Annotated in this window: 29 protein-coding genes and 1 tRNA gene; 26 read left to right on the top strand and 4 right to left on the bottom strand. The window is 64.0% G+C overall.

Going from position 1 to position 23,092, the window contains the following annotated elements:
* Window positions 1–28 precede the first annotated feature (28 nt).
* The 12 genes from ABIE56_RS02205 (at window position 29) to ABIE56_RS02150 (ending at window position 6,835) form a co-directional block, all read left to right on the top strand.
* Entirely contained in the window at window positions 29–544 is a 516-nt protein-coding gene (locus ABIE56_RS02205) for a hypothetical protein (protein ID WP_429242202.1), read from the top strand.
* Window positions 545–801: 257 nt separating this feature from the next.
* Window positions 802–1,452, top strand: a complete 651-nt coding sequence (locus tag ABIE56_RS02200) for a response regulator (protein WP_429242224.1) — start codon at window positions 802–804, stop codon at window positions 1,450–1,452.
* 205 nt (window positions 1,453–1,657) lie between these two features.
* The gene (locus ABIE56_RS02195) at window positions 1,658–2,203 is read left to right on the top strand and encodes a glycoside hydrolase family 108 protein (protein ID WP_429242201.1); all 546 of its coding nucleotides are present in this window, start codon (window positions 1,658–1,660) and stop codon (window positions 2,201–2,203) included.
* A gap of 3 nt (window positions 2,204–2,206) precedes the next feature.
* Window positions 2,207–2,734 (top strand): DUF2589 domain-containing protein, encoded by a 528-nt coding sequence (locus ABIE56_RS02190; RefSeq protein ID WP_429242200.1) that lies wholly within the window; start codon window positions 2,207–2,209, stop codon window positions 2,732–2,734.
* Between the two features lie 69 nt (window positions 2,735–2,803).
* Window positions 2,804–3,469 carry a DUF2589 domain-containing protein gene (locus ABIE56_RS02185; protein WP_429242199.1) on the top strand — a complete coding sequence of 222 codons (666 nt, stop codon included), beginning with the start codon at window positions 2,804–2,806 and terminating at the stop codon, window positions 3,467–3,469.
* Between the two features lie 67 nt (window positions 3,470–3,536).
* Window positions 3,537–3,797 (top strand): hypothetical protein, encoded by a 261-nt coding sequence (locus ABIE56_RS02180; protein ID WP_429242198.1) that lies wholly within the window; start codon window positions 3,537–3,539, stop codon window positions 3,795–3,797.
* Between the two features lie 2 nt (window positions 3,798–3,799).
* Window positions 3,800–4,240 (top strand): hypothetical protein, encoded by a 441-nt coding sequence (locus ABIE56_RS02175; RefSeq protein WP_429242197.1) that lies wholly within the window; start codon window positions 3,800–3,802, stop codon window positions 4,238–4,240.
* Entirely contained in the window at window positions 4,240–4,407 is a 168-nt protein-coding gene (locus tag ABIE56_RS02170; RefSeq protein ID WP_429242196.1) for a hypothetical protein, read from the top strand. The genes ABIE56_RS02175 and ABIE56_RS02170 overlap by 1 nt, the downstream gene beginning before the upstream one ends.
* 13 nt (window positions 4,408–4,420) lie before the next feature.
* On the top strand, window positions 4,421–4,825 hold the full coding sequence (locus ABIE56_RS02165; protein ID WP_429242195.1) for a hypothetical protein: 405 nt from the start codon (window positions 4,421–4,423) through the stop codon (window positions 4,823–4,825).
* A gap of 15 nt (window positions 4,826–4,840) precedes the next feature.
* The gene (locus ABIE56_RS02160) at window positions 4,841–5,170 is read left to right on the top strand and encodes a hypothetical protein (protein ID WP_429242194.1); all 330 of its coding nucleotides are present in this window, start codon (window positions 4,841–4,843) and stop codon (window positions 5,168–5,170) included.
* Complete coding sequence (locus ABIE56_RS02155; RefSeq protein WP_429242193.1) at window positions 5,167–5,466, top strand: hypothetical protein; 300 nt, start codon at window positions 5,167–5,169, stop codon at window positions 5,464–5,466. Before ABIE56_RS02160 ends, ABIE56_RS02155 begins: the two co-directional genes overlap by 4 nt.
* 169 nt (window positions 5,467–5,635) lie before the next feature.
* A complete protein-coding gene (locus ABIE56_RS02150; protein ID WP_429242192.1) occupies window positions 5,636–6,835 on the top strand; it encodes a BamA/TamA family outer membrane protein in 1,200 nt (399 codons plus the stop codon).
* A 65-nt stretch (window positions 6,836–6,900) separates the two neighbouring features.
* Here ABIE56_RS02150 and arsH read toward each other — a convergent pair whose 3' ends face one another.
* Window positions 6,901–7,614 (bottom strand): arsenical resistance protein ArsH, encoded by a 714-nt coding sequence (gene arsH, locus ABIE56_RS02145; RefSeq protein WP_429242191.1) that lies wholly within the window; start codon window positions 7,612–7,614, stop codon window positions 6,901–6,903.
* A gap of 40 nt (window positions 7,615–7,654) precedes the next feature.
* Between arsH and ABIE56_RS02140 the strand changes: the two genes are divergently transcribed.
* The 11 genes from ABIE56_RS02140 (at window position 7,655) to ABIE56_RS02090 (ending at window position 18,563) form a co-directional block, all read left to right on the top strand.
* Window positions 7,655–7,960 carry an ArsR/SmtB family transcription factor gene (locus ABIE56_RS02140; protein ID WP_429242190.1) on the top strand — a complete coding sequence of 102 codons (306 nt, stop codon included), beginning with the start codon at window positions 7,655–7,657 and terminating at the stop codon, window positions 7,958–7,960.
* An 11-nt stretch (window positions 7,961–7,971) separates the two neighbouring features.
* On the top strand, window positions 7,972–8,481 hold the full coding sequence (locus tag ABIE56_RS02135) for an arsenate reductase ArsC (protein ID WP_429242189.1): 510 nt from the start codon (window positions 7,972–7,974) through the stop codon (window positions 8,479–8,481).
* A 72-nt stretch (window positions 8,482–8,553) separates the two neighbouring features.
* Complete coding sequence (locus tag ABIE56_RS02130; protein ID WP_429242188.1) at window positions 8,554–8,964, top strand: SRPBCC family protein; 411 nt, start codon at window positions 8,554–8,556, stop codon at window positions 8,962–8,964.
* Window positions 8,965–9,060: 96 nt separating this feature from the next.
* Complete coding sequence (locus ABIE56_RS02125; RefSeq protein WP_429242187.1) at window positions 9,061–10,602, top strand: FAD-dependent monooxygenase; 1,542 nt, start codon at window positions 9,061–9,063, stop codon at window positions 10,600–10,602.
* Between the two features lie 99 nt (window positions 10,603–10,701).
* Window positions 10,702–13,659 (top strand): two-component regulator propeller domain-containing protein, encoded by a 2,958-nt coding sequence (locus ABIE56_RS02120; protein WP_429242186.1) that lies wholly within the window; start codon window positions 10,702–10,704, stop codon window positions 13,657–13,659.
* 86 nt (window positions 13,660–13,745) lie between these two features.
* Window positions 13,746–15,026: a serine--tRNA ligase gene (serS, locus tag ABIE56_RS02115; RefSeq protein ID WP_429242185.1), complete on the top strand. Its 1,281-nt coding sequence runs from the start codon at window positions 13,746–13,748 to the stop codon at window positions 15,024–15,026.
* 318 nt (window positions 15,027–15,344) lie between these two features.
* A tRNA-Ser gene (locus ABIE56_RS02110) sits at window positions 15,345–15,434 on the top strand.
* A gap of 89 nt (window positions 15,435–15,523) precedes the next feature.
* A complete protein-coding gene (locus tag ABIE56_RS02105; protein ID WP_429242184.1) occupies window positions 15,524–17,023 on the top strand; it encodes a DUF6538 domain-containing protein in 1,500 nt (499 codons plus the stop codon).
* A gap of 225 nt (window positions 17,024–17,248) precedes the next feature.
* Window positions 17,249–17,509 (top strand): hypothetical protein, encoded by a 261-nt coding sequence (locus ABIE56_RS02100; RefSeq protein ID WP_429242183.1) that lies wholly within the window; start codon window positions 17,249–17,251, stop codon window positions 17,507–17,509.
* 261 nt (window positions 17,510–17,770) lie between these two features.
* Window positions 17,771–17,926, top strand: coding sequence for a hypothetical protein (locus ABIE56_RS02095; protein WP_429242182.1), 156 nt, complete (start codon window positions 17,771–17,773; stop codon window positions 17,924–17,926).
* 451 nt (window positions 17,927–18,377) lie between these two features.
* The gene (locus ABIE56_RS02090) at window positions 18,378–18,563 is read left to right on the top strand and encodes a hypothetical protein (protein WP_429242181.1); all 186 of its coding nucleotides are present in this window, start codon (window positions 18,378–18,380) and stop codon (window positions 18,561–18,563) included.
* A gap of 11 nt (window positions 18,564–18,574) precedes the next feature.
* Here ABIE56_RS02090 and ABIE56_RS02085 read toward each other — a convergent pair whose 3' ends face one another.
* The gene (locus ABIE56_RS02085) at window positions 18,575–18,769 is read right to left on the bottom strand and encodes a hypothetical protein (RefSeq protein ID WP_429242180.1); all 195 of its coding nucleotides are present in this window, start codon (window positions 18,767–18,769) and stop codon (window positions 18,575–18,577) included.
* 469 nt (window positions 18,770–19,238) lie between these two features.
* On the bottom strand, window positions 19,239–19,547 hold the full coding sequence (locus ABIE56_RS02080; protein ID WP_429242179.1) for a hypothetical protein: 309 nt from the start codon (window positions 19,545–19,547) through the stop codon (window positions 19,239–19,241).
* A gap of 218 nt (window positions 19,548–19,765) precedes the next feature.
* On the opposite strand from ABIE56_RS02080, the gene ABIE56_RS02075 reads away from it, so the two are divergent.
* The 3 genes from ABIE56_RS02075 (at window position 19,766) to ABIE56_RS02065 (ending at window position 22,255) form a co-directional block, all read left to right on the top strand.
* Window positions 19,766–20,287, top strand: a complete 522-nt coding sequence (locus tag ABIE56_RS02075; protein WP_429242178.1) for a hypothetical protein — start codon at window positions 19,766–19,768, stop codon at window positions 20,285–20,287.
* 20 nt (window positions 20,288–20,307) lie between these two features.
* Window positions 20,308–21,264 carry a hypothetical protein gene (locus tag ABIE56_RS02070; protein WP_429242177.1) on the top strand — a complete coding sequence of 319 codons (957 nt, stop codon included), beginning with the start codon at window positions 20,308–20,310 and terminating at the stop codon, window positions 21,262–21,264.
* Between the two features lie 685 nt (window positions 21,265–21,949).
* Window positions 21,950–22,255, top strand: a complete 306-nt coding sequence (locus ABIE56_RS02065) for a hypothetical protein (protein ID WP_429242176.1) — start codon at window positions 21,950–21,952, stop codon at window positions 22,253–22,255.
* A 207-nt stretch (window positions 22,256–22,462) separates the two neighbouring features.
* Here ABIE56_RS02065 and ABIE56_RS02060 read toward each other — a convergent pair whose 3' ends face one another.
* Window positions 22,463–23,092, bottom strand: coding sequence for an alpha-ketoglutarate-dependent dioxygenase AlkB family protein (locus ABIE56_RS02060; protein ID WP_429242175.1), 630 nt, complete (start codon window positions 23,090–23,092; stop codon window positions 22,463–22,465).

Raw genomic sequence — 23,092 nt, 5'->3', positions numbered from 1 at the left:
GCACCACTCTCTACCGGAAGGATCGACCATGAAAACGCTGATCACCTGGCCCCATGATTCCACCGAGGGCCAGCGCGCAGGTACGCGCCTGCATGAAAAATTCCCGGGTGGCTCGATTGGCGTAAGCGCCGGCCACATCGAAGAACTCGAGCGTGAGCGCTTTGAGTTGCTGATTGTCGTGGGCCATCACCATGAGATCACCGTCAAGGCGACCCTGGATGCGTTGATCTACAGCGCGAACGTTCGCGAGATCCCCTACGTTGCCCTGGTCGATATCGGCCACGCCGGTGAAGAGCACGAATCCGGCAAATCCGCAGAGTCCACCGCGCTATGGGATGCGGCCCAGCATTTCGCCGACGAGATGGGCGCTGCGGTGTTGGCACCCACGCGCGAATTCTCCTTCGATGATGTGGCTGAAGCCCAGGTGTTCGCCGGTAACGAGACCGGCATCAAGCCCATCAACCCCGGTGGCATCCAGGTATGGAAGGAGTTCCGGCGCGGGGAGCGCGAGGAACACGGCGGCGAGGGCGGCGCACACGCTTAAGCGGGCAAAACCCGCGCGCGGCGGCCGCCAGGGGGAGCCCGGCGGCCGGCCGATCCACAGGTGACCAGGGGGCCCGGCAGGGGGCGCTGGCCAAAACGGATTCAAACCAGGGGCTGGCACGGCCGACCGTACGCCATTCGCGACGGGGCGGCGCGCCATGGAGGTCCAGCAATGCCTTCGCAGTCATTCGACACCGCCCATCGTGGCGGTGAACGTCGTCGTTTGTTCGCGCTATCCGGTGGGGAGTACCTGCCGTGATGCCGGTCACCGTGTTGCTTGCCGATGAGCATGCGTTGCTACGCGAGGGCGTCGCGGCGCTGCTTGCCTCCTCACCGCGTTATGAAGTGATCGGGAGTACGGCGGACGGCCGCGACTGCATGCGCCGCGCCTTGCGTAGCCAGCCGGGACTTATCGTCTTTGATTGCGCCATGCGCGGGCTGAGTGGCCTCGAGGCCATACGGCGGATCGCGCCACGTTGCCCGCATACGCGTTTGCTCTGCCTCTCCGCGTATGACGATTCGCGCTGGGTACGTGCCGCTTTCGACGCCGGTGCGCACGGCTACGTGCTCAAGCGCGATGGGTTCGACGTGTTGCACGAAGCGATCGATACGGTCATGCGCTCGCGTTACTTCATCAGTCCCGATATCGCCCACCTCCTGGTCGATGGCATACGCCGCCAGGGTGGTCCGGTATTCGCACCGCGCGATGCGCTGAGTGCGCGTGAGCGCGAGATCACCCAGCTGTTCGCCGAGGGCCTGAGCGCCCGTGACATTGCCGAACGCCTGCATGTCAGCGTCAAGACGGTAGGCACGCACCGCGAGCACATCATGGCGAAGCTGGGTATCAACGGGATCGCGCAGCTCACGCGTTATGCGTTGAAAGAAGGCCTGACGACGTTGGATCCGTAGTGCGGTCGCGGATCGCGTGCAAGCACGCTCCTACATAAAGCCGTCGCGATATCGATGGATGCCATCACCCCTGTAGGAGCGCGCTTGCGCGCGATGTCCCCGCGATATCGCTCAGGAAGACCACGCAACATAATCAGGAAAATGCCGATCCCGGCCGCCTCGCCCAAGCGCCACAGTGTTCCCACCAACGCAAGGGAGCACTCCAATGGCCGACTTCAACACCTTCTTCCCCACGCTGCTGAAACACGAAGGCGGATTCGTCAACGATCCGGCTGATCCGGGTGGCGCAACCAACAAGGGCGTCACCATCGGCACGTTCCAACAGTGTGCCCAGCGCCTGCTCAACCTTGCGCCGACGCTGGAGAACCTGAAGGCGCTGACCGATGCGCAGGCCGGCACCATCTACAAGGCGCTGTACTGGGACAAGGTCCACGGCGATGAGATCGCCCTGCAGCCGCTGGCGAACATCGTGTTCGATTTCCAGGTGAATGCCGGCGGCAACGCATCGAAACTATTGCAGCGCGTGCTCAACGACCTGGGTGCCAAGCCGCCCATCGCCGTCGATGGCGCGATCGGGCCGGGCACCATGAAAGCCCTGGCCGCCGCCGATGCAAAGGCCGTGTATGCGAAGTACAAGCAGGGCCGCAAGGATTACTACACTCACCTGGTGAACCAGCGCCCGTCGCTGGGTAAGTTCCTTAAAGGCTGGCTGGCCCGCGTGGATTCGTTCCCTGACCTGGGGGCGGCGTAAGCCATGGCCGCGCAAACCTCGCTCAACAGCCTGATCGAAGCCATCGCCGGTGCCGTGGTGGATGCGCAAGACCGCATCGAACAGCACCAGATGGCCCACCTCTCCGATTTCTTCGATGAAGACAACCGGCCCAAGAGCGTGGTGATCCGCATGCCATCGCTGCACCCGCAGGCTGGCGAAGACGATGAAGACCTGTACCGCGCGCCGATCCTGCCGCTGGTATCGATGAATGTGCTGCGCATCAAGGATGTGGAGATCACCTTCGATGCCGAGCTGGGCCCGCTGGTGGAAGGCGACCCGCCGCCGCCGGATGACGCGCACGTGGAAGCGCCGGCGTGGAAGGGCAAGCCGCCCGTAGCGCGCCCGCATCTGCGCGTGGATCCCAATGGGGGCGGCAATGGCCGCGGCGGCGGCTCGGTGCACGTGGTGCTGCGCGTGGAGGGTAGCGAGCCCACCGATGGCGCTTCGCGCCTGATGAACCACCTGTCGCAGACCCAGGGAGTCTTCAAGACGTTCAAGCCCGGCGACTAACCACCCCGGCCGTGCTGGACCGCGGTGCGCATCCCGCGCCCCGCGCACAACACCACAAGGAGTCAAACCATGGCTGACGAACTCGTCAATATGAGTAGCCAGTTCAAGGGCCTGCCGATGGGCGACCTGATCGGGTCCCCGTTGCAGGCCGCCTGCGAGGCGCAGGTGAAGCTTGCCCAGGCCACTGCGGATTTCATCAAGGTCATCGGCTTCATGCCGCCGGCCGCGAACGATCCCACCGGCGTGGGTGCCACGCGTACCGCCAAGTTCCAGTTCAAGCGCCCGGTCGATGATCCGAACAACGCCGGTGGCATCGCTGAAGAAGATGTCGAGCTGGAAGTGCCGCTGCTTGCCATTGTCAAGGTGCCGAACCTCAGCGTCACCAAGGTCGATATCACCTTCGACATGGAAGTGAAGTCCTCCTTCAGCCAGAGCGAGAGCGAAGACAAGAAGGGCGAATTCAGCGCCGAGATGTCGATCGGCTGGGGCATCTTCAAGGCCACGGCGAAGGTTTCCGGTTCGGTGGCCACGCACAAGGAAAACACCCGCACGTCTGATAACTCGGCCAAGTACCACGTGGAAGTGCACGCCGAAGATAACGGCATGCCGGAAGGCCTGGCCCGCGTCATGGACATCCTGCAGACCGCCTGCGCCCCGCGCCGGGTCGGTGCGCCGGTGGCCGTGCCCGCCACGGACCCGGCACCTGCCGGCGGTGGCAACGGTGGCAACGGCTGATCGCCTGCGCCACGCCCGAATCGCGACGCCTTAGGACGTCGCGATTCTTCCCCGGGGGAGTGAAGGGATGTTCGATCTCACTGATGTGAAGTACGTGAAGCGGGTGATTGTCGGCAGCGACAACCCCAACCAGATGAGCACCGAGGCGCAGGTGGAAGAAGCCCGCGCGCTGCTCAACCGCTGCCTGACCGATTCACCGCGCGGCTCCATCATCGGCGTGGAGAAGAGTTTCACCATCCTGCAGGTGGGTGAGCACCAGGTGGTGCTGCAGTGGCTTTGCTACCACGTGGGCTTTCCGCGCCGGCCGGCCTGGCTGGTGGAGAAATAGACATGGCCACCTGCACGTTCGATCAACTGCTGTACGCGCTGCGCACCGCCGTGGAAGCCGCCAACGATGCCTTGCGCGTGCGGCGCGCCCAGCAATACGCCACGGGCGATGCCGGCGGCCACGCCTTGCATGTGCACGTACCGACCGATGCCACCGACGATGCCGATCTGGAATCGGTGGTGATCCCACTGCGCTGGTTTCGCGATCACCGTGTTCCGCAAGTCACGGAATTCATCATGGAGTTCGATTGCCGGTTCCGGTACCGGCGTGTGCGCGGTGCAGCGTCTGAGCTTGTTGTCGACCTGTCGCGGCCGCGCAAGACGTGGTGGCGGCGTCCCAGGCTCCATCGCATGCGTATCGCCTACCGCGCTGCCGATGCGTGGCAGCCCAGCGTGGCGATCGACGGTCGCCGCGTGGACTTTCCCGCCGCGGGGATGCGCTGATGGACAAGCTTTCCGAATTGCGTGTGCCGCCCGAATGGGAAGCCGCGCTTGTTGCCTGCCTGGACGAGACCCCGCCGCACTTGCGCTGCCATCGTGGCGCCTGGGTAGCGAGCCTTGTCCTGGCCATTGCCGGCGCTGCCGGCGTCATCTTGTGGTTCACACACTAAGGAAGTTACCCGCATGAACATTCGTTTCCTCAGCCTCGTTGCCAGCACTGCACTGTTGGCCACGCTCGCGATGCCCGCCGATGCCGCTGGCCCCCAGGGGCAGTGGAGTGGCGTGATCCAGCAGGCCAATACCGATGTGCGCGTCGATGCCACGTTCGGTGCGGCCCAGGTGGATCTGCGCTTCGATGAGCCGTTCGCCTGCCGCATCTCGGCAAGCTTCGTTACCACGCGCGATACCGCGAACGTCTATCGCTTCAAGCCATCGGTCAACGGTGGCCGGTTCTGCGATGACCTGACCAGCAAGGAGTTCACGGTGAAGCCCGCGCCGCCCAAGGCGGGTGAACCCGTGACCTGGCTAATCAGCTTCTCCTCCAAGCGCGCCGACTGGACAGGCCGCTTGCAGCAGCAGGCTCCGTAAGGGGAGGGCGCCGCCATGGATACCATGTTGCTCTTCACCCGCTTCTGGCTTTTGCTGGCCGCGATCGGCGGCGCTGTTCTCCCGGTGGCGCTGGGCAATGAAGCCTCGCGCCGCCGCGCCGTGGTGCAGGTGGTATGCGGCGCGATGATGGCCATCTTCCTGGCCCCCGCGCTCGAGCGCCACTTCATGCCCGAATCGCCCGCTGAAATACAGGCCGGCGTGTCCTTCCTCGTGGGCTGTTTCGGCCTGCGCCTGACGATGATCGCGCAGCGGCTCATCGATAACCGCGGCGAATCCATCGCCAACCGCATGATCGATCGTATCGCAGGGGGCGATAACTCATGAGTGATGGCTTGATCTATTCCATTGGCGACCTGTCGTGTAGCTTCGTCATGATGGTATGTGGCGCCTACCTGCTCACTGATCGCCACCTGGGTCGCGTGATCCGCTGCTGCCACGCATTCATCGCCGCCGGCGCGCTCGTGAACGTGTTCGGCCTGCTCGCCGATTTCTTCGACTACAAGGGTATCGAGTACGGCCACGTGTGGCCCGGCGAAGTGATCGCAAACATCGGCACCGCCGTCCTGATGGCCACGTGGCTGCTCCGCTCCCTGCGCCGCCGCAACGCCGCCCCCACCTGATGGAACCCTGCAGGAGCGCGCTTGCGCGCGATCCCGCCGCCCACCACGGCCGACCGTTGCAGGGTTCCGCAGCCTACGTAGATCTACCCACACAAACCCTCGGTGATTGCGCTTGGCGCACCCGCGCGGACCCCACAGCATGGGCCTGGGCCACGACCTGTGCGAGACGATGCGAAACGTTTTCCCGCTGTTGCTGGGCCTGGGGATGATGGTGGCCTTTGCCGCGCCGTCGTCGGCGCGCGCGGCCACCGATGGCCCCTATGCCGACCAGGCGTCAGCGAAGGACGCGCCGCCCAAGGAAACCTTCTGGCAGTTGCTGCACGATCCCCAGGACCACGCGATCGACATGTCGCGCTGGCTGCTGCAGCACAAGGGCGCGTTGATCGTGCCGATCATCATCACCGAGCCCGCGGTCGGCAACGGTGGTGGTGCGTCGGCGGTGTTCTTCCGGCCAGCCACGCAGTCGGAGGAATCCAAGGCCAAGGGTGAACGCATTCCGCCGAACATCTACGGCTTCGGCGCGGCGAAGACGCAGAACGGCACGTACGGCGCCGTGGCAGCGGGCGAGTTCCACTTTCGGGACGATCGCTGGCGATACAAGGGCGCGGTAGGCAAGGTCTCCGCCAATCTCGATTTTTATTCGAAGGGCCTGTTCGTGGGCCCGCGCAAGATCGGTTACAACCTGGATGGCTGGTTCTCGTTCCAGCAGGTGCAGTACAAGCTGGGTGATATGCCGCTGTATGTGGGTGCACGCTGGCTCTACATCGATCTCAACAGCAGCCTTAACGTGGAAGGCAACCGGCAGTTCTTCAAGCCGCGCGATTTCCCGACCAAGGCTTCGGGCGCAGGGCCTGTGCTCGAAATCGATACACGCGACAACACCCTGACCCCATCGCGCGGCGTGCTCGCGACGCTGGAAGGCACGCTTTACGGTCCCGGCATTGGCAGCGACAACACCTTCCAGGCATGGCGCACCCACGTGCTCGACTACATTCCCCTGGGCCCACGCTTCGTGCTCGGCCTGCGCGCGGACTACCGTACCGCGCCCGGTGATACGCCGTTCTTCCAGCTGCCCTCGATCGACCTGCGCGGCATCTCGTACGGCCGCTACCAGGATCGCTCCGTGGGCATGGTGGAAGCCGAGCTGCGCTGGAACGTCACGAAGCGCTGGGCCGCGGTGGCGTTCGGCGGCGCGGGGCGCGCCTGGGGCCGCCGCAACAGCTTCGATGATGCGCCCACGGAAACGACCAAGGGCGTCGGCTTTCGCTACCTCATCGCCCGTGCACTAGGTTTATATGCCGGCGTCGATTGGGCGTGGGCCCGCGACGACCATGCGTGGTACCTGCAAATAGGCAGCGCCTGGCGCTAAACCCTCAGGCATCCCCTGTAGGAGCGCGCTTGCGCGCGATCCGATCTTGCCCCAGTGCAAGGCCTCTAAGCCCCAGCCGCACGTCGTGCCGCCTCGGCCTGCACGGCATCCCCTTTCCGTTCGCTGTACCGACTCACCAGGTAGTCGCTCCGCCCGCGCACCATCAGCGTGAACTTCACCAGCTCTTCCATCACATCCACTACGCGGTCATAAAACGGCGACGGCTTCATGCGCCCGTGCTCATCGAACTCCTGCCATGCCTTGGCCACCGAGGACTGGTTTGGAATGGTGACCATGCGCATCCAGCGACCGAGCACACGCAGCGCGTTTACGACATTGAACGACTGCGAGCCACCGGACACTTGCATGACCGCGAGCGTGCGCCCTTGCGTGGGCCGCACGCTGCCATCTTCAAGCGGCAGCCAGTCAATCTGGTTCTTGAAGACGCCGGTAAGCGTGCCGTGACGCTCGGGGCTCACCCACACCTGGCCTTCCGACCATGTCGACCATTCGCGCAGGCGCTGCACCTCAGGGTGTGTCGCGGGAACGCTATCGAGCATGGGTAAGTCGTGCGGATGGAATACACGGGTTTCTGCGCCCAGGTGCTGCAGGATGCGCTCCGCCTCCAACGCGAGTTGGCGCGAGAACGAACCAGGGCGTAGCGACCCGTAGAGCAGGAGAATGCGGGGCGGGTGGCCGGCGTCGTCCCCCGCGCGCAGATTCACGGTCTCGGGCGGCGGGAGATGCTCGCTACGCAGGTGGGGAAGGTTGGTAACCATGGGATTGCTCGCTGCTCGATAGTTCTAGTATTCTAGAAGCATGGAAACGAACGATGCAATCGCCGCGCTTGCTGCCCTTGGCCACGCCAAGCGCCTGGCCATCTTCCGGCTGCTGGTCGTGGCAGGCCCCAAGGGTCGGATGGCGGGTGATATCGGCGATGCACTCGGCATTCCCGGCGCCACCTTGTCGTTCCACCTGAAGGACCTCGTGCAGGCGGGCCTGGTTACGAGCGAGCAGCAGGGGCGTTTCGTCTGCTACCGGGCCGCATTCAATTGCATGAACGCGCTGATTGCCTACCTCACCGCTAACTGCTGCGCCGATGATCCGGTCGGCGCGTGCTGCTGATGGAGGCCGCGATGACGAACCGTCCGCACCACGTCCTGTTTGTCTGCACGGGAAACTCCGCACGCAGCGTGCTTGCAGAAGCCACGTTGCGTGCGTGGGGAGCAGGGCGCTTCGAGGCGTTCAGCGCGGGAAGCCAGCCCACGGGGCGCGTCAACCCGTTTGCACTCGCCAGGTTGGCCGAGGAGCACATCAGCACTGATGGCCTTCGCAGCAAGTCGTGGGATGAGTTCGCGGGCGATAGCGGTGTGCGTATCGATGTGGTCGTTACGGTTTGCGATAGCGCGGCCGCCGAGCCCTGCCCGGTGTTCTTTGGTGACTTCATCCGTACGCATTGGGGCTTGCCCGATCCGGCGGCGGTGGAAGGGGATGTGGCGTCAAAGCGCCGCGCGTTCGCTTCGGCGCACGCGCTTATCAAGGCGCGACTTCGGGCGTTTCTCGCGCTATCAGAGGCCGTCTGGGCGGGCGAGGCGGCGCTGAAGGTTGAGCTCGATCGTATTGGAACGATTGAATTGATCGAGTGAGCGCAGGGTGCTTGCCTGCGCAAAGAAAATCCGCCACCTTCGGCGCGAGCCCCAAGCATCGAGACCTTTGCCATGGCCCGCGTTACCGTTACGCATTTCTTTCCGTACCCGGCAGAGCGCGTCTTCGACGCCTGGCTTAACCAGGACACCGTGGGCCACTGGTTGTTTGCCACGCCCGAGGGCGAGATGGTGGAGGTGGCGCTGAATGCGACAGTGGGTGGCAGCTACCGCATCGTCGAACGGCGTGAAGAGGGCGATGTGTTGCACACCGGTATCTACGAACGCATCGACCGGCCGCACGACCTGGCCTTCAGCTTCTCCGTGCCGAAGTACGACCCCGGTGCGGTGCATGTGCAGATCCACATCGCCACTGTGCCCGATGGCTGCAACCTCACGCTCACCCACGACGTGGAAGAGAAGTGGCTCAAGCCCAGCACCCACGGCTGGCAAACCATCCTCAGCAACCTCGAATCCACCCTGTAGGAGCGCGCTTGCGCGCGATAGCCCAACCCTCGACTTCACCCATGAATCGGCGCACATTCGGCGAAATACCCAACCCGCCGACCGAGGTGCCCCACCATGGACGACGTACTGATCGTAGGCGCCGGCCCCACCGGCCTGGTGCTTGCCCTCTGGCTCACCGCCCAGGGCATCAAGGTTCGCATCATCGACAAGAAGGCCGGGCCCGGTGATACCTCGCGGGCCATGGTGGTCCAGGCGCGCACGCTCGAGCTTTACCGCCAGCTCGATCTTGCCGACACCCTGGTCGCCCAGGGCCACCACATGGCCGCGATCAACATGTGGACGCGTGGCAAGCCGGCGGCGCGACTAGTCTTCGGCGATGCGGGCAAATACATCTCGCCGTACCCGTACCCGCTGGTCTACCCGCAGGATCACCACGAGCGCGCGCTGAGCGACCGGCTCACGGGCATGAGCGTGACGATCGAGCGCAGCACCGAGCTGCTTTCGTTCGAGCAGAACGATGATGCCGTGACCGCGCGCATCCGCCGTGCCGATGGTGGCGAGGAAACCCTCACCAGCCGTTATCTCGCTGCCTGCGATGGTGCGCGGTCCACCGTGCGCGAGGCGCTGAAGCTCGGTTTCGAAGGCGGCACGTACCGCTCGGTGTTCTACGTGGCCGATGTGAAGCTGAGCGGTTTGCAGCGGCCCGAGGAGGGCCACGTTTCGATCGAGCATGGCGATTTCGTGCTGGTGCTGCCGTACGGCACGGAAGGCCGCTCGCGCCTGATCGGTTCCATCGACGATGCGCGCGCCGAGCGCGCCGAAGAACTCACCTTCGATGACATCCACCAGGATGCGATCAAGCGCCTGGGCGTGACGGTGGATGAGGTGACCTGGTTCTCGAGCTACCGCGTACACCACCGTGTGGCAGATACCTTCCGCCGCGAGCGCGTGCTGATCCTCGGCGATGCCGGTCACGTGCACAGCCCGGCGGGCGGGCAGGGCATGAACACGGGCATCCTCGATGCGATCAACCTGGCGTGGAAACTGGCTGCCGTGCTGCGTGACGAGGCCCCGGATGCCTTGCTCGATACCTTCGACAAGGAGCGCCGTGGCTTTGCGCACACGCTGGTGAAGAGCACCGATCGCGCGTTCACCATGATGACCTCCGGCGGCACCGTCGCCGACTTCCTTCGAGTGAACATCTTTCCGCACATCGCCAGCGTGGCCTTCAAGGTGGAGGCCGCCCGCGAGGCCATGTTCCGGCTGATCTCGCAGACCTCGCTGGTGTATTACGACAGCGCGCTGAGCGAAGGCGAGGCTGGGGAAGTGAAGGGCGGGGACCGTCTGCCGTGGGTACGTACCGCCGGAGGTGACAACTTCGAGCCATTGCCCAGCATCGGCTGGCAGGTGCATGTGTACGGCACGCCACGGCCCGAGTTGAAGGCCTGGTGCCTGCACCGGGGCGTGGCGCTGCGCGATTACCCCTGGGAGGCCGACTACGCGAAAGCCGGGCTGGCCGAAGACGCGGCATACCTGTTGCGGCCGGACACCTGGGTGGCCATCGCGGAGCCCGAGGGGCGGGTGGAGCCACTGGAAGCGTACCTGGCGGAGCGCAGCCTCAAACCGCGCGCTGCGACGCCAACCACCCGCGCGTAGGCCCACGCGGGCGGTGTAGGGAATGTTACAGTCCCGCACGGGCGACCGGCACGAACAGGCCGGCGCTGCACTACAACCACCGCGGGCGAGACCTCCACCATGCTTTTCACGCTGCTCGGGCAGACGCGGCGCGCACTCTGCGTGAGTGCATATAGACATCTCCTTGGCGTAGCGCTGGCAGCCCTTGCCGCGGTGGGGTCGTGCGTGAGTGTGGCGGAAGACCATAGCGCCGCCCGCCCGGCTCAGGTGCAAGCCCCGGCGTTCCTCGGCGTGGACCAGCTGCAACGCACCCTGTTCACCATGCGCGACGGGGTGCCGCAAGGCATTTACGCGATCACGCAGGATCGCGATGGCTACCTGTGGGTGGGCGGCGCCAATGGCCTCTACCGGTTCGATGGCGTGCGCTTCGAGCGCATGTTTGAAAAGGAGCTAGGCGCTGACCTGATCACGACGGTATTTGGCGATAGCGATGGCGCACTCTGGGTCGGCACGCTGCGCGGTCGATTGGTCCGGATCAGCCACGGCGCCGTCGCCGAGGTGAAGACAGGCCACGCCCTGGTCACGAGCATGTCGCTCACCAAGGGGCCACGCGGCGGCGTATGGTTGGGCACCACGGGCGGCCTGGTCGAACTCAAGGATAACCAGTTCAAGCCGGTCAACGTCACGTCCGCGAAGGGCGATCAGGGCGTCTATTTCAATCTGTATGGCACCGGCTGGGATGGTTCGTACTGGGCGTTTAGCGGTGACGACGCCTACCGGTGGCGGCCTGGCGGCGGCGCGTTCGAGCGCGTGGACGCCGATGCGGGCATCGCCGCCATGGCCGATTTGCCCGAGCATGCCTTGCACGTCGCTACCGCGCCGACCGCCGACATGATCGTCGACAAATACCGTGGGCTCTGGATCCCGACCAGTGATGGGTTGCTGCGCTATCACGCTGAATGGCGGGATGGCACGCGCCAGCTCGTGACCGAGCGCGTGCGCTTCGGCGATGGCGAGGATGTCGACGTCACAGCCGATTATGTCGACCGGGACGGCAACGTCTGGATCGCCAGTTCGCGCGGGCTTGAGCAGTTCCGGGCCACGCGGTTCACGCCCCTGCCGCTGCCCCCGGCCGTGTACCACCCCACCATCGTGGCCGGTGACGGCGGCACGCTGTGGATCGCCAGCCGGTCGACCATGCCGCCCTTGCACGCGGGCGCCACGATCGAGCCGCATCCTGAGCTCGGTACGAATGTGCGCTGCTTTGCGCGCGCCCACGATGGCGCGGTGTGGATGAGTGCCGATAACGAGTTGCATCGACTGCGCGGTGGCGTGACCGAATCCATTCCCCTGCCGCCCTTGCTACGCAGCGCGCGAACCGGGGATACGCCGGGCAGGGCCTGCCATGGCATGGCGACCGGCCCCTCCGGCGACCTGTGGATGGATCTTGGCAACATCATCTGGCGCTGGGACGGCCACGGCTGGGCCAATGTCTACCCCAAGACGGCTTTGTCGCTGGTCGTTGAAGCGGACCGCGCATGGATCGGTCGCCCCGGTAGCGTGCTGGTGATGCTGGCCGGCGGGAAGGAGAAGCGCTACGGCAACGCCGACGGCCTGGACGTGGGCGCCGTGGATGGCCTCTACGTGGGCAAGCGCGGCTTGTGGGTCAGCGGCTCCGATGGCCTCATGCTCAAGCGTGGCGAGCGCTTTCAGCGGATCACCGGCACGCATGGCGAGCGCTATGCGGGGGCGGGTGACATGGTGGAGGTAGCCAATGGCGATCTGTGGCTACTAACCACGCGCGGGCTGTTCCGGCTGCCTTCGGCTGAGATCGACGCGGCCGTGGCATCGCCCACGCACGTGGTGAACGACACGGTGTTCGATCAGGATGACGGGCTGCGCGGCACCTCCGGTACCATCCAGCTCGATCCGGTGGAAGAGGGTACGGACGGGCGCATCTGGCTCGCGAGCGAACGCAGCGTGGCGTGGATCGACCCGGCCCATATTCCGCCCGTGCCGCCCGCACCTGTCGTCGCCATTGAATCCCTGAATGGCCAGGACCTGCGCTACGCCGGTGGTGCGGCCAAGGCGCTGGACGAGGGCACGCGCAGCGTCGAGATCGGCTTCACCGCGCCGACGTTGGTGGCCCCTGCGAAGACGCGCTTTCGCTTTGAGCTAGCCGGTATTGATGAAGGCTGGCAGGATGCCGGCGCGCAACGGCGGGTGCATTACTCCAATCTGGGGCCCGGCCGCTATCAGTTCCGGATCCAGGCCTCCGCCGCCGACGGCACATGGCCCGTCGCGGCAACCACGATGACCTTTGCGATCCTGCCGGCGTTCTACCAGACCTGGTGGTTCCGCGTGCTCTGCGTGGTCGCGCTGCTGGTTGTGCTCTGGGTGGTGTATCGCCGGCACATGGCCCGCGTTTTCGCGGCGCACCAGACTCGCCTGGAAGAGCGCGAGCGGATCGCCCGCGATCTGCACGATTCGCTGCTGCAACACTTCCAGGCGCTGCTGTTCCACGCGCATGCGGCCGGCCAACGCACCGAAGGCGTCACCCGCGAGCGGTTCGCCAAAGTGGTCGATATCGCCGAGGACGCACTGGCGCAGGGCCGTGAAAAGATCATGGGCCTGCGCTCGGTCAACGATTCGCTGGAGTCGTTACCTGCCGACGTGCAGAAGCTGGCCGCGCTGCTCAGCGGCCCGCACGGCATGACGGTCACCGTGGATGTCACGGGTGCGCCACGCTCACTTCGCCCCGCGGTGGCCGACGAGGTGCACGCGATCGTGCAGGAGCTGGTCGCCAATGCATTCCGGCATTCGCACGGCACGCAGGTGCGCGTGGCGCTGCGCTACGAGCGGCAGGCGCTCGTGGCCACGGTGGCCGATGATGGTGTCGGCATGGGCGATACCGAGGCGGCGGCGCCCGAGGGGCGCTGGGGTATGGCAGGGATGCGCGAGCGTGCCCGGCAGATCGGCGGCGCCCTGGTGTTCGGCCGCGCCGATGAAGGTGGCACCCAGGCGACGCTGCGGGTGCCGGCGCGCCGGGCCTATCGTCGTGGGTTCGGGCTGGGGTAGGCGCCATGGCGGTGGAAATCCATGGCGGCGCGCCCCGGGGGCTTTTTTTGCGATAATCAGAGGTCGCAACCCACGGAACGCACCCCATGCTGGATCCCGCACTCCTGCGCGGCCGCCTTGCCGAAACGGCAGAACGCCTCCGCGCCGCCCGAAATTTCGACCTCGATGTCGCCACGATCGAGCGCCTGGAATCCGAGCGCAAGGCCCTCTCCACGGAGACCCAGGAGCTGCAGAACCTGCGTAATACCCGTTCCAAGGCCATTGGCCAGGCGAAAGCCAAGGGTGAGGACGTGGCGCCGCTCATGGCCGAGGTGGCCGGTATCGGCGATACGCTGAAGGCCAACGAGCAGGCCCTGGCCGAGGTGCAGGCCAAGCTGGCCGACATCTCCGCGGGCATCCCGAACCTGCCGGACGCCGACGTGGCGATCGGCAAGGACGAGACCCAGAACGTGGAGATCCTGCGCTGGGGCCACGCCCGGGCGTTCGATTTCCCGGTGCAGGACCACGTGGACCTGGGTGCCCGCCACGGCTGGCTCGATGCCGACGCCGGCGCCAAGCTCAGCGGCGCCCGCTTCACCGTGCTGCGCGGCCAGCTGGCCCACCTGCATCGCGCGCTCGCGCAGTTCATGCTGGACCTGCACACCACCCAGCACGGCTACCTGGAACACAACATCCCGCTGATCGTGAATGCGGATGCGATGTACGGCACGAGCCAGCTGCCGAAATTCGAGGAAGACCTGTTCGGCGTGCAGGTGGATGACAAGAAGCGTTACCTGATCCCGACGTCGGAAGTGGCGCTGACCAACCTGGTCCGCGACAGTATCGTCGAAGCCGACCAGCTGCCGATGCGCCTGACCGCGCACTCGATGTGCTTCCGCGCCGAAGCCGGCAGCTATGGCCGCGATACGCGCGGGATGATCCGCCAGCACCAGTTCGAAAAGGTGGAGATGGTGCAGGTGACGGCGCCTGAGCACTCTATGGCTGCCCTCGAGGAAATGGTCGGCCACGCAGAAACTGTGCTGCAGAAGCTTGGCCTGCCGTATCGGAAGGTGATGCTGTGCACCGGTGACATGGGCTTCTCGGCCGCCAAGACGTACGACCTGGAAGTCTGGCTGCCCAGCCAGCAGACCTATCGCGAGATTTCGAGCTGCTCGAACTGCACGGATTTCCAGGCGCGGCGCATGCAGGCGCGGTGGCGGAATCCGGCGACGGGTAAGCCTGAGCTGGTGCATACCCTCAACGGTTCGGGGTTAGCTGTGGGCCGTACCCTTGTGGCTGTTATGGAGAACTACCAGCAGAAGGATGGGAGCATTGAGGTGCCTGAGGTGCTTCGCCCCTATATGGCGGGTATCGAAGCCATTAGCTGAGCTGTTCAGGTACAATCGGCGCGCCGGGGCAATCCTGGCGCGCCTTGCTTGACCTCCGGCTGCAACAGCCGGGGTGCTGAAAATACGGAGAGATGGCCGAGTGGTTTAAGGCAGCAGTCTTGAAAACTGCCGTAGGTGTAAGCCTACCGTGGGTTCGACAAGGCGGCGCAGCCGCCGCAGGACGCCCGGAGGGCGGTCCCGACCATCGGGAGGGATTCGTCGCGAAGCGGCGAACAATCCCACTCGGCGTCCGAGTCACCTCGGCGGCGATCGGGGCGAGAGGTAAGATGCAGGCGCGCAATGCGTTGAAGACAATACGGAGAGATGGCCGAGTGGTTTAAGGCAGCAGTCTTGAAAACTGCCGTAGGTGTAAGCCTACCGTGGGTTCGAATCCCACTCTCTCCGCCATTAGGTTTTTTGTCCACGAAAATCAGTTAGTTACACGATTTCTGGAAAAAGCCAATCGGGACACATTTCGGGACACATTGAGTCCCCCGATGCGCATCCCGCACTACCTCATCAAAGCCCCCTCCGGTGTCTACCACTTCCGCCGGCGCATGCCCGTCTTGCTTCAGGCCATGCTCGGGCGGCCCATCATCAAGCGCAGTCTGCAGACGCGCGACATTGGTGTTGCCCGTGACCGCGCACTTGGTCTTTGGCGTGCGTATGATGACCTCCATCAGCAGGTACGGATGGGTTGCATGGCGGGGATGAGCAAGGAAACGAAGCTGCTGCTCGAGCGGCTCAAGAAACTGGGCACGCACTACCGGCTCGTCACCAGACCTGACGGCACCATCGAAGTCGAGGCAAACGGTCCCGAGGACCATGCGTTGGCCAAGTCGATGATTGAGTCGATTGGCGACATGCGCAAGGAAGCCATCGTGCAACAGTGGATGCGCGAACAAGCGTTTTCCCCGGACACCACGCCGCCGGCAGCGCCCGTCCACAACGCTCCTGCACCTGCACACGTCCCGCGTCCGGCCACGCCTGCACCCGCGCCCGCACCCGCAGCCCCCCAGGCCATTGAGCGCATCGACCGCGCCATCGATGGGTGGCTTGCCGACATTGCCTCCGGCACGATTCCGAAAACCCTGGTCATCAAGCGCCTGGCCATTTCCGAGTTCGGGAAATTCTTCGGCATGAAACGGTTCGTGCATGACGCCACACGCGTCGAGATTGGCAAGTGGGTGAGCCACCTGCGCGCGCAGGAGCTCGCGACACCAACCATCGTCAACAAATTGTCCTACCTCAAGGGCTTCCTTGAGTGGTGCAAGGGAAAGGGCTTCATTGAGTTTCCACGCAATGATTCGCCTGCCTCGGGGCATGTTGTCTACAAGGCGCGCGAAAAGCGCCTGCGCAAAAAACATGGCTTCAAAGCGTTCAACGACGCGCAGCTCAAACTCCTGTTTGCGCCCGCCAACATCAAGCGTCTGTCATCGGAAGCGCGCCTTGGCACCTGGATGGGCTTGTACATGGGCGCTCGCGTGTCGGAAGTGGGGCAACTCGCCCTTGTGGACTTTTTCGACGTTGACGGCATCCCGTGTCTTCGCATCACCAACGAAGGCGACGGGCAAAGCACGAAGAACGATTTTTCCAACCGGGTCATTCCCGTCCATCCCGAGCTCATCCGCATGGGCCTGCTCAAGCGCGTCGAGCGCCTGAGGAAAATGGGGGAAACCCGGTTGTTCCCGAAAGTCGGCAAGGGCGCCATTAACGGCTCCGGCGACTGGCTGTCGAAGGCGTTTGCCCGGTACAGCGGGCTCATCCTGCCGAAACTCGATGTGGGTAAACTCGGCTTTCACTCTTTCCGCAAGACCGTCATCCAGACCCTCCAGGCGGCTGGCGTCGAGGCGGAACTCCGTGCGGCATATGTGGGCCACGAGCTCGACGATGAGCATCACAGCTCCTACGGCATGGATGCACCCAAGCAACACGTGCTCGATGCCATCAAGAAACTGGACTATCCGATTGCGCCGGACACGGACGCGTTTATTTGACTGCGCTGACGGGTTGCGGACGCGAGCCGAACCCGTTTGCTAAGAACGCAGCGCGGATAATGCCCATGCTTGCAGGAACGTCTATCGCTCAAGGGGCTTTGGCGACATGGTGGTTGAGCGTTGTGGATGCGGTGGCTTTCTCGACACTGCAAGGCGCTCAAGAAGATGCTGGCCGCGCCGTTATCTCCGTGTGCTTGAATACGCCATCTACTCAAGGAATGCACCATGAGCAACAGCAGCCCCGCCAGTTCGTCTGCATGGCTGACACTCGCCCAGGTCGGCGCCGTCGCGGTCGTCTGCGTCCCCGCCACGTGGACGGTCGCGACCTTTTTCCAGTCGGGTGAGCTGGCGGGCTACAAGGCCTCCAAGGAGTTGGCACTCCCCGAGGGCATCAAGGAGCTGAGGGCGGCCACGGCGGATCTTCGGCTTTCGGTAGGCGAACGAAAGGAACTGGTCGCTTCGCACCGTCTGCCGCTGCGCATCTAGGCGCTTGAGGACACCGTCTCGAGCGCGACGGGACAAATCAGCGCTCTCCGAAAGGAGCTTGCAGACCGGACGACCGAAAGAGACGCCGCTCAGGAAAGACTCGCTGCTTTGGTCAACAGTGGCAAAAGCGTCGCTGTCATGCAGGGGCGTTCGGCCTACCTTATTCCCAATTCCGTGCTCGTGGGCGTTGACGACATCGGCAGGAGCATTTGCACCGTCACACTTGGCGGCTCCTGGAACATGATGAGGGTAGGTGACGCCATGAGTGGTACTGCCGCAGGCTTTTCCTATCGGGTCAATCTCACTGGCATCGATGAAGACGGGTGCCATTTCGACGTATTCGCCGCACCGGTGGTCGTAAAACCCGCGCAGGCAAGCGCGACGCCCAGCGGGTGGTTCCAGCCACCGAAGGCCTGATGTCGACGGGGTGTGCATCCTGACGCCCACCCGCCCGGGGACGCTGAATTGAGACCGCTCGTAGCGGAAGGCTCTCGCGGCCGTCCATCCCCGCCTGATTGCAGGCACTGCGGATGGGCCTGGACTCATGACGCCGAACTGTCCGGTCACTATCATCGCGACTCGACCACCATCCAGATGAGAACCAGGGATGGGACAAGAACGATGCCCAGTGCAATTTTCAGGGGTACTGGGAGCCAGGGCTGTCGTTTATGTGCCGAACGAAGGTTCGGTGGCTGGGATTGGGTTTTCATGGCGCCATCCTGGCGAGCGCCGATGGTTTCGCTAGTCAAGTGCGACAGACTGTCCTTGCGACCGGCCGGGGGCCGGCGACATTCTGTCACGCTGGCCAGGTTGACAGCAGTCGAACCCTGGTTACGGTGGAAGAACTCTCCTAGCCGGTACCATAGCCATGAAGCACGAAGCGAGCATTCCCACGCAGACGCCCGACGAGGGGCTCGTGACGACCGTCATACGCGACCTTGGACCCGACCCGTTTCCGGAGCTTTCGTTTGATGACATCGCAGCGATGGCGCATGCGGAACTTCTCGAGCATGGGGGACTTGCGGCGCTGCAGCTCGTCTTCCGGTACCTCTGAAGCAAACGCAGTCAGCGATAGACAGAGGTCGCCTTGTCGAATCGCGTGACGTGCGCTGTCGCGAACGGAATGGGCGCCGTGTAGAAGTACGAATGCGCGACCATGCCTGGAATGCGCTTCTCGCTGAGAAGCGCCGCGTAGTGCCTTACTTCCTCGTCTTTCCGTGTCCCGTAGCAAAGGTAGGCGCCGACGTCGAGTGCAAGCATGAAGGCATCAAAACGGTGCGACCGAGAAAGCGCCGAGCAAACGGCAGCAGGGCAGTGTCGTCGTCTTCAAGCACGACCCCGATTCTCACTTGAGTCTTATCGAGGGAGAAGATGCCGGCGCCCTTTGTGTTGACGTGAGAGATGACCGCTGCTTGTTCGGCTGTGATTGCGCGCCCGTCAGGCAATCCCATACCGACGGGCGAAGGCAGGTCGGTTAACGCGACGGCCGCCCGATGCAGCGGTTTAGTTCCTCCTGCGAACGAGACGGGGTACGGCGCAATGAAACCCGAACCCGTTATCATTGCCAGCCCCGTTTCGTCTGTGTAATGGTAAAGCAGTCCCATCCTGCTGCTCCTTGTCCGTCTGACTAAGGCCCGTTTGTGCTTTTTTGTGGCCTGCAATGGATCGGCCAGTGCCGAGGTTGAAGTGCGAAGACCGGGTTTGGTTGAGCCAGATGCTCTCGGGGGCCTCAGGCAATCAGATGAAGCATGAGCCCGGAACTGTTCGAGTACGACTTGCCATCCGCGTACGTGTCGAGCGAGGCATTGGGGTCGAATTTCTTCAACGCTTCCTCGATGGCCTCGCGGGTTGGCGCGTCGACCTTTGCGAGCGCCTCCGAGGCGCTCTCCTTGCCCGAGCTTCCCGCCTTCTCGTCGTCGGTCTGGGGAAGGACACCAGGCATGACGCCCGCCTTGATTGAGCGTTGCAGGTAGGCCGTGCCGGAAACGCTGATGGCAAGCGACGAGCCGGGGGTGACGTTCGATGTGTTGATGGTCATGTCTCGAGTCCGGGTGATGATTGTCAAGGTACGAATCGGCAATGCGCGCGAAATCTTTATATGCTTTTCATTATGAAGCATGATACATGCATGGAGGGCATCGCTGACTGTCCATCAGTGCGTTCTGCCGGCGACGGTGCGGAGCGGCATTTTGTCCAAGGGTCGGTGCTTGCGATCGCGTGGTTTTGCCGTAGCGTAGTGTTTTTGTGGGGTATCTCATGAACGCTGAGGAATTCACCGAATACTTCGCCAGGGCCGACATTGACGTCTTGCTTGCCAGCGAGTTTCCCAATGAGCGCAATCATGGCACCGGTATACTCCTCCGGCGGATCGGCGCCAGCGAGCGGGAGGCTTGGCACTTCGCTTCCATCGCCGGAGCCTGGAACTGGTGGAGGGAGCTGGCACGCGAACACTTCAGAAACATCGAGCTGTTTGCCATCGTGCTTGCCGCATGTCGTGAGAGCGAGGCTGCAAGGGAGTGGGTCGAGAACGAGGGCGCGAGCTGGACGACTTGGGGCGAGACGTTTGCACAGGAAGCCGAGCGGTTCGAGGACTTCGAATTGCCGGACGACTGGAGTGAGCGCTTGCTCGAGGACGGGCCTGCCGGCCATGCGCATGGAAGCGGCGATTTCTTCATTCATCTCGGGCGCTATCGCGAAGCCCTGGAGCGGCAGGCCCTGGAGCAGGCAGTGCCCCGGGCCCGCTGTTTCCACCCGACCCGCGTGTCGGGACGGCTGTAGATTCAGGATGTGACGAAACAATGAGTGACGAACCAAAGGCGTCAGCCATTCGCCCGGACATTGTGGAAATCATTCTCGGCGAATTGGGCCGCTCCGGGCCGATAGGGGCTGCATTCAACATCTCCATCGAAACAGTGCTGAAGGCAGGCGTGTCGGCCAAGCTTGACGAGGAGGTGACGTCGGCGGCGCTTCTCGGGGCGATGGTGTCGAACTTCAATTGGTGCGCACTCCTTGGCCTCCATGAGCTCGAGGAATTTGACGAGTGTGCCTGGAGCCAGTTCAGGAAAGGCGGGCAATCTGTCGCAAGTGAGGCTGGAAGCGGTGCGGACTACGCTCTGGTGCTGAAGAGGTCGGCCGAGGACGTGCGGGTGGCTGTATTCCAGGCCAAACGTGGTCATACCGACAGTGCTGGGCGGTCCTTCATCAACGTGCATCGGGACCGTCTGCAGGGCAGGGGCGGAAAAGTCATTGTCCAGATGCGGCAGTTGCAGCGGTTCGGCTTTGCATTGCGAGGGCTGGCGGCGCCGGGTATCCGGAACGGGGACCTCTCTTCGTGTTCGTTTGTGCATTACATCGGGTACTTCAAGGACTCGATGCGCGCTGTCCAGTTGTCTCGGATGGACGCGGCGTTCAAGCTGGAGACTGCCGCAAAACCTTCCTGGTACATTGACGTTGAGGTCCCAGATTCGGCCCCGATGCTTTCAGACGTGCTCCGAAACGGGCTCGTCGACGAACCGGCTGCGCTGAAATGGTGGGTGAGTACCGACCAGACCACTGTTGAGCGACTGTTGCCTGACCTCATCAATATCATGGCAGTCAGCGCCTTTGAGAAGGCGGGTGATGGGCGGCCATTGACGCCCAGGTTTGAGCGAGCTTCGACGGGATTGCGCATCGACCGCGAATCGTCCACGCGCTTTCTCGGCCGCGCGACCGATGCGGTTGCTGCAAACGCGCCGACCCGAAAACTGAAACTCTAGCTGGTTGCGCGGTACACCCGGCAATCAGGGCGGCAGCGGCACTTTGTCCGGCCACCCCACATTGACAGTTCACATCGCTGGGATAGATCTGGGTCTTTGCGGAGACGATGATGGCAGTGACGGCACAGGGGCTGGGACGACAACTTGGTGAATCGGGATGGACGCTCGAGCGCACGAAGGTCAATGCTGCAAGCGGCTGGAACCGATGGTGTGTCCGGAATGCTGAAACGGGAGAGGTGGCCCGGTTTTCGCTCCTGCAGCAGGTCGATGTGTTCTGGGAGGGATGTGTGCGGGCGCACCTTGCCATGGGCGCCCGGGCGGACGCGCTGGCGCACTGGTACGACGAGGGGACAGGCGGGCTCGGGGAGGCTGTGGCGGCGTGGTTGGCCGGCGGCAGTGAGCGGTTGCCGGATGCGCTCCGGGACCCCTTGCAGTCTATCGGTGTGCCTGCACTCCCGGCGGACTGGCGGCGCGATGCTGCGAAAATTCCCTCCCTGCGTCCGCCGCGCATGGTGAACCTTCGCGACCAGGTCCGCGAATCCCTCGCACGACGCGTCCGGGCGCGACTTGAGGGTCTCGCTGCGTCAGATGCAGGGGGAGCCCGTCAGCGGCTTTGAGGCAGCTTTTCCCGGAGCGTCTTGACAGAACCGGAGGCCAGGGTAGATCTGGATTTTTGGAGAACGAGGTGAATGAGGCAGGCATCGAGGATGCCGTCCGCGAATCGGGGCTCGGCGGCTGGAGGCTGACACCCACCCCGGTGGATGAGCAGGCTGGATGGGGTCTGTGGACGATTGAGCCGGAAGAGGGTGGGTACCGCATCTCGGCGTCGACCATCGATGAGGTGTGGGACTTTTGGGAGATGTGTTACCGCGAGCACCTTGTCGCCGTCCAGTCGACCGAGTTGGTGCTGATGCTCCACGGACGGGATGAGGGAGGCATGGCGCGCATGGGCATTCGGGGTGGACCCAACCCCTCCGCCTGCCGTCCATAACGCGCTGCGCGCAGCACGACGGGGATTCCGGGCACCCGGTCCCCTCTGGCGGCAGGAGGTTGTCCTCCTCGGTTCCCTCCCGCGCCCGGATGAGCACGACCTGAGGACGCTGGTGGCCAGGGCACTCAGTGGCATCCTCCGCCAGCGACTCGACGCCCATCTCGCCGACGGCCCGCCAGCCGGTATTTCCCACAGGCTCTGATCGACTCAGCCGAGGGCCGGTCCCCGGCTCCGAACGGAGCGGAACGTCAGGTTGATGCGGGGGCCGCTGACCCCCGCTTCCTTGTTGATGGCGTGCTGCCAGTTCCGCTGTGTGTCCCCACCCATCAACAGCATGGTGCCGTGGGCGAGGACGACCTTCACCGGCGATTCCCCATTGGCGTTTCGGCGTCGGAAGAGAAACGTGCGGGACGCGCCAAGCGTCAGGGACGCAATGATGGGCGCCGGCCCGAGTTCCGGCTCGTCATCGCTGTGCCAGCCCATCGAATCGTTCCCGTCCCTGTAGAGGTTCAGCAAGACACTGTTGAAGTGCGTGCCGGACAAATTCTCCATCCGCGTTCGCAGGCGTTTGAGGAGCCCGGTCCATGGCAAGGGGTCAAATGAGGCGCCCGAGTAGCGGTAGGACGCGTCTGGGTCACCGTACCAGGCCACCTGCCGGGGTTGCATGCGTTTTTTTCCCCAGACGACGACCTCGCGCTGCGCCCATGGCGTCTTTGAGAGCAGCCGGCGAAGGGCGAAGTCTGCCTCCTCGGTTGTCAGTGCATCCGGAAACAGGCGGACATCCGCGTCCGCGAGCGGTATGCGGTGCCCTGAAAGGCTGCCGAACAGGTCGGACAT

Origin of the sequence: Luteibacter sp. 621 (assembly GCF_050435445.1) — a bacterium.
GTDB lineage: Bacteria > Pseudomonadota > Gammaproteobacteria > Xanthomonadales > Rhodanobacteraceae > Luteibacter.
This window is presented reverse-complemented; position numbering and strand designations above follow the sequence as displayed.

Bases quoted from the DNA above. Each gene is read 5' to 3' on its own strand.
- ABIE56_RS02205 (WP_429242202.1), top strand. From the start codon at position 29: ATGAAAACGCTGATCACCTGGCCCCATGATTCCACCGAGGGCCAGCGC.
- ABIE56_RS02200 (WP_429242224.1), top strand. From the start codon at position 802: ATGCCGGTCACCGTGTTGCTTGCCGATGAGCATGCGTTGCTACGCGAG.
- ABIE56_RS02195 (WP_429242201.1), top strand. From the start codon at position 1,658: ATGGCCGACTTCAACACCTTCTTCCCCACGCTGCTGAAACACGAAGGC.
- ABIE56_RS02190 (WP_429242200.1), top strand. From the start codon at position 2,207: ATGGCCGCGCAAACCTCGCTCAACAGCCTGATCGAAGCCATCGCCGGT.
- ABIE56_RS02185 (WP_429242199.1), top strand. From the start codon at position 2,804: ATGGCTGACGAACTCGTCAATATGAGTAGCCAGTTCAAGGGCCTGCCG.
- ABIE56_RS02180 (WP_429242198.1), top strand. From the start codon at position 3,537: ATGTTCGATCTCACTGATGTGAAGTACGTGAAGCGGGTGATTGTCGGC.
- ABIE56_RS02175 (WP_429242197.1), top strand. From the start codon at position 3,800: ATGGCCACCTGCACGTTCGATCAACTGCTGTACGCGCTGCGCACCGCC.
- ABIE56_RS02170 (WP_429242196.1), top strand. From the start codon at position 4,240: ATGGACAAGCTTTCCGAATTGCGTGTGCCGCCCGAATGGGAAGCCGCG.
- ABIE56_RS02165 (WP_429242195.1), top strand. From the start codon at position 4,421: ATGAACATTCGTTTCCTCAGCCTCGTTGCCAGCACTGCACTGTTGGCC.
- ABIE56_RS02160 (WP_429242194.1), top strand. From the start codon at position 4,841: ATGGATACCATGTTGCTCTTCACCCGCTTCTGGCTTTTGCTGGCCGCG.
- ABIE56_RS02155 (WP_429242193.1), top strand. From the start codon at position 5,167: ATGAGTGATGGCTTGATCTATTCCATTGGCGACCTGTCGTGTAGCTTC.
- ABIE56_RS02150 (WP_429242192.1), top strand. From the start codon at position 5,636: ATGCGAAACGTTTTCCCGCTGTTGCTGGGCCTGGGGATGATGGTGGCC.
- arsH (WP_429242191.1), bottom strand. From the start codon at position 7,614: ATGGTTACCAACCTTCCCCACCTGCGTAGCGAGCATCTCCCGCCGCCC.
- ABIE56_RS02140 (WP_429242190.1), top strand. From the start codon at position 7,655: ATGGAAACGAACGATGCAATCGCCGCGCTTGCTGCCCTTGGCCACGCC.
- ABIE56_RS02135 (WP_429242189.1), top strand. From the start codon at position 7,972: ATGACGAACCGTCCGCACCACGTCCTGTTTGTCTGCACGGGAAACTCC.
- ABIE56_RS02130 (WP_429242188.1), top strand. From the start codon at position 8,554: ATGGCCCGCGTTACCGTTACGCATTTCTTTCCGTACCCGGCAGAGCGC.
- ABIE56_RS02125 (WP_429242187.1), top strand. From the start codon at position 9,061: ATGGACGACGTACTGATCGTAGGCGCCGGCCCCACCGGCCTGGTGCTT.
- ABIE56_RS02120 (WP_429242186.1), top strand. From the start codon at position 10,702: ATGCTTTTCACGCTGCTCGGGCAGACGCGGCGCGCACTCTGCGTGAGT.
- serS (WP_429242185.1), top strand. From the start codon at position 13,746: ATGCTGGATCCCGCACTCCTGCGCGGCCGCCTTGCCGAAACGGCAGAA.
- ABIE56_RS02105 (WP_429242184.1), top strand. From the start codon at position 15,524: ATGCGCATCCCGCACTACCTCATCAAAGCCCCCTCCGGTGTCTACCAC.
- ABIE56_RS02100 (WP_429242183.1), top strand. From the start codon at position 17,249: ATGAGCAACAGCAGCCCCGCCAGTTCGTCTGCATGGCTGACACTCGCC.
- ABIE56_RS02095 (WP_429242182.1), top strand. From the start codon at position 17,771: ATGAGTGGTACTGCCGCAGGCTTTTCCTATCGGGTCAATCTCACTGGC.
- ABIE56_RS02090 (WP_429242181.1), top strand. From the start codon at position 18,378: ATGAAGCACGAAGCGAGCATTCCCACGCAGACGCCCGACGAGGGGCTC.
- ABIE56_RS02085 (WP_429242180.1), bottom strand. From the start codon at position 18,769: ATGCTTGCACTCGACGTCGGCGCCTACCTTTGCTACGGGACACGGAAA.
- ABIE56_RS02080 (WP_429242179.1), bottom strand. From the start codon at position 19,547: ATGACCATCAACACATCGAACGTCACCCCCGGCTCGTCGCTTGCCATC.
- ABIE56_RS02075 (WP_429242178.1), top strand. From the start codon at position 19,766: ATGAACGCTGAGGAATTCACCGAATACTTCGCCAGGGCCGACATTGAC.
- ABIE56_RS02070 (WP_429242177.1), top strand. From the start codon at position 20,308: ATGAGTGACGAACCAAAGGCGTCAGCCATTCGCCCGGACATTGTGGAA.
- ABIE56_RS02060 (WP_429242175.1), bottom strand. From the start codon at position 23,092: ATGTCCGACCTGTTCGGCAGCCTTTCAGGGCACCGCATACCGCTCGCG.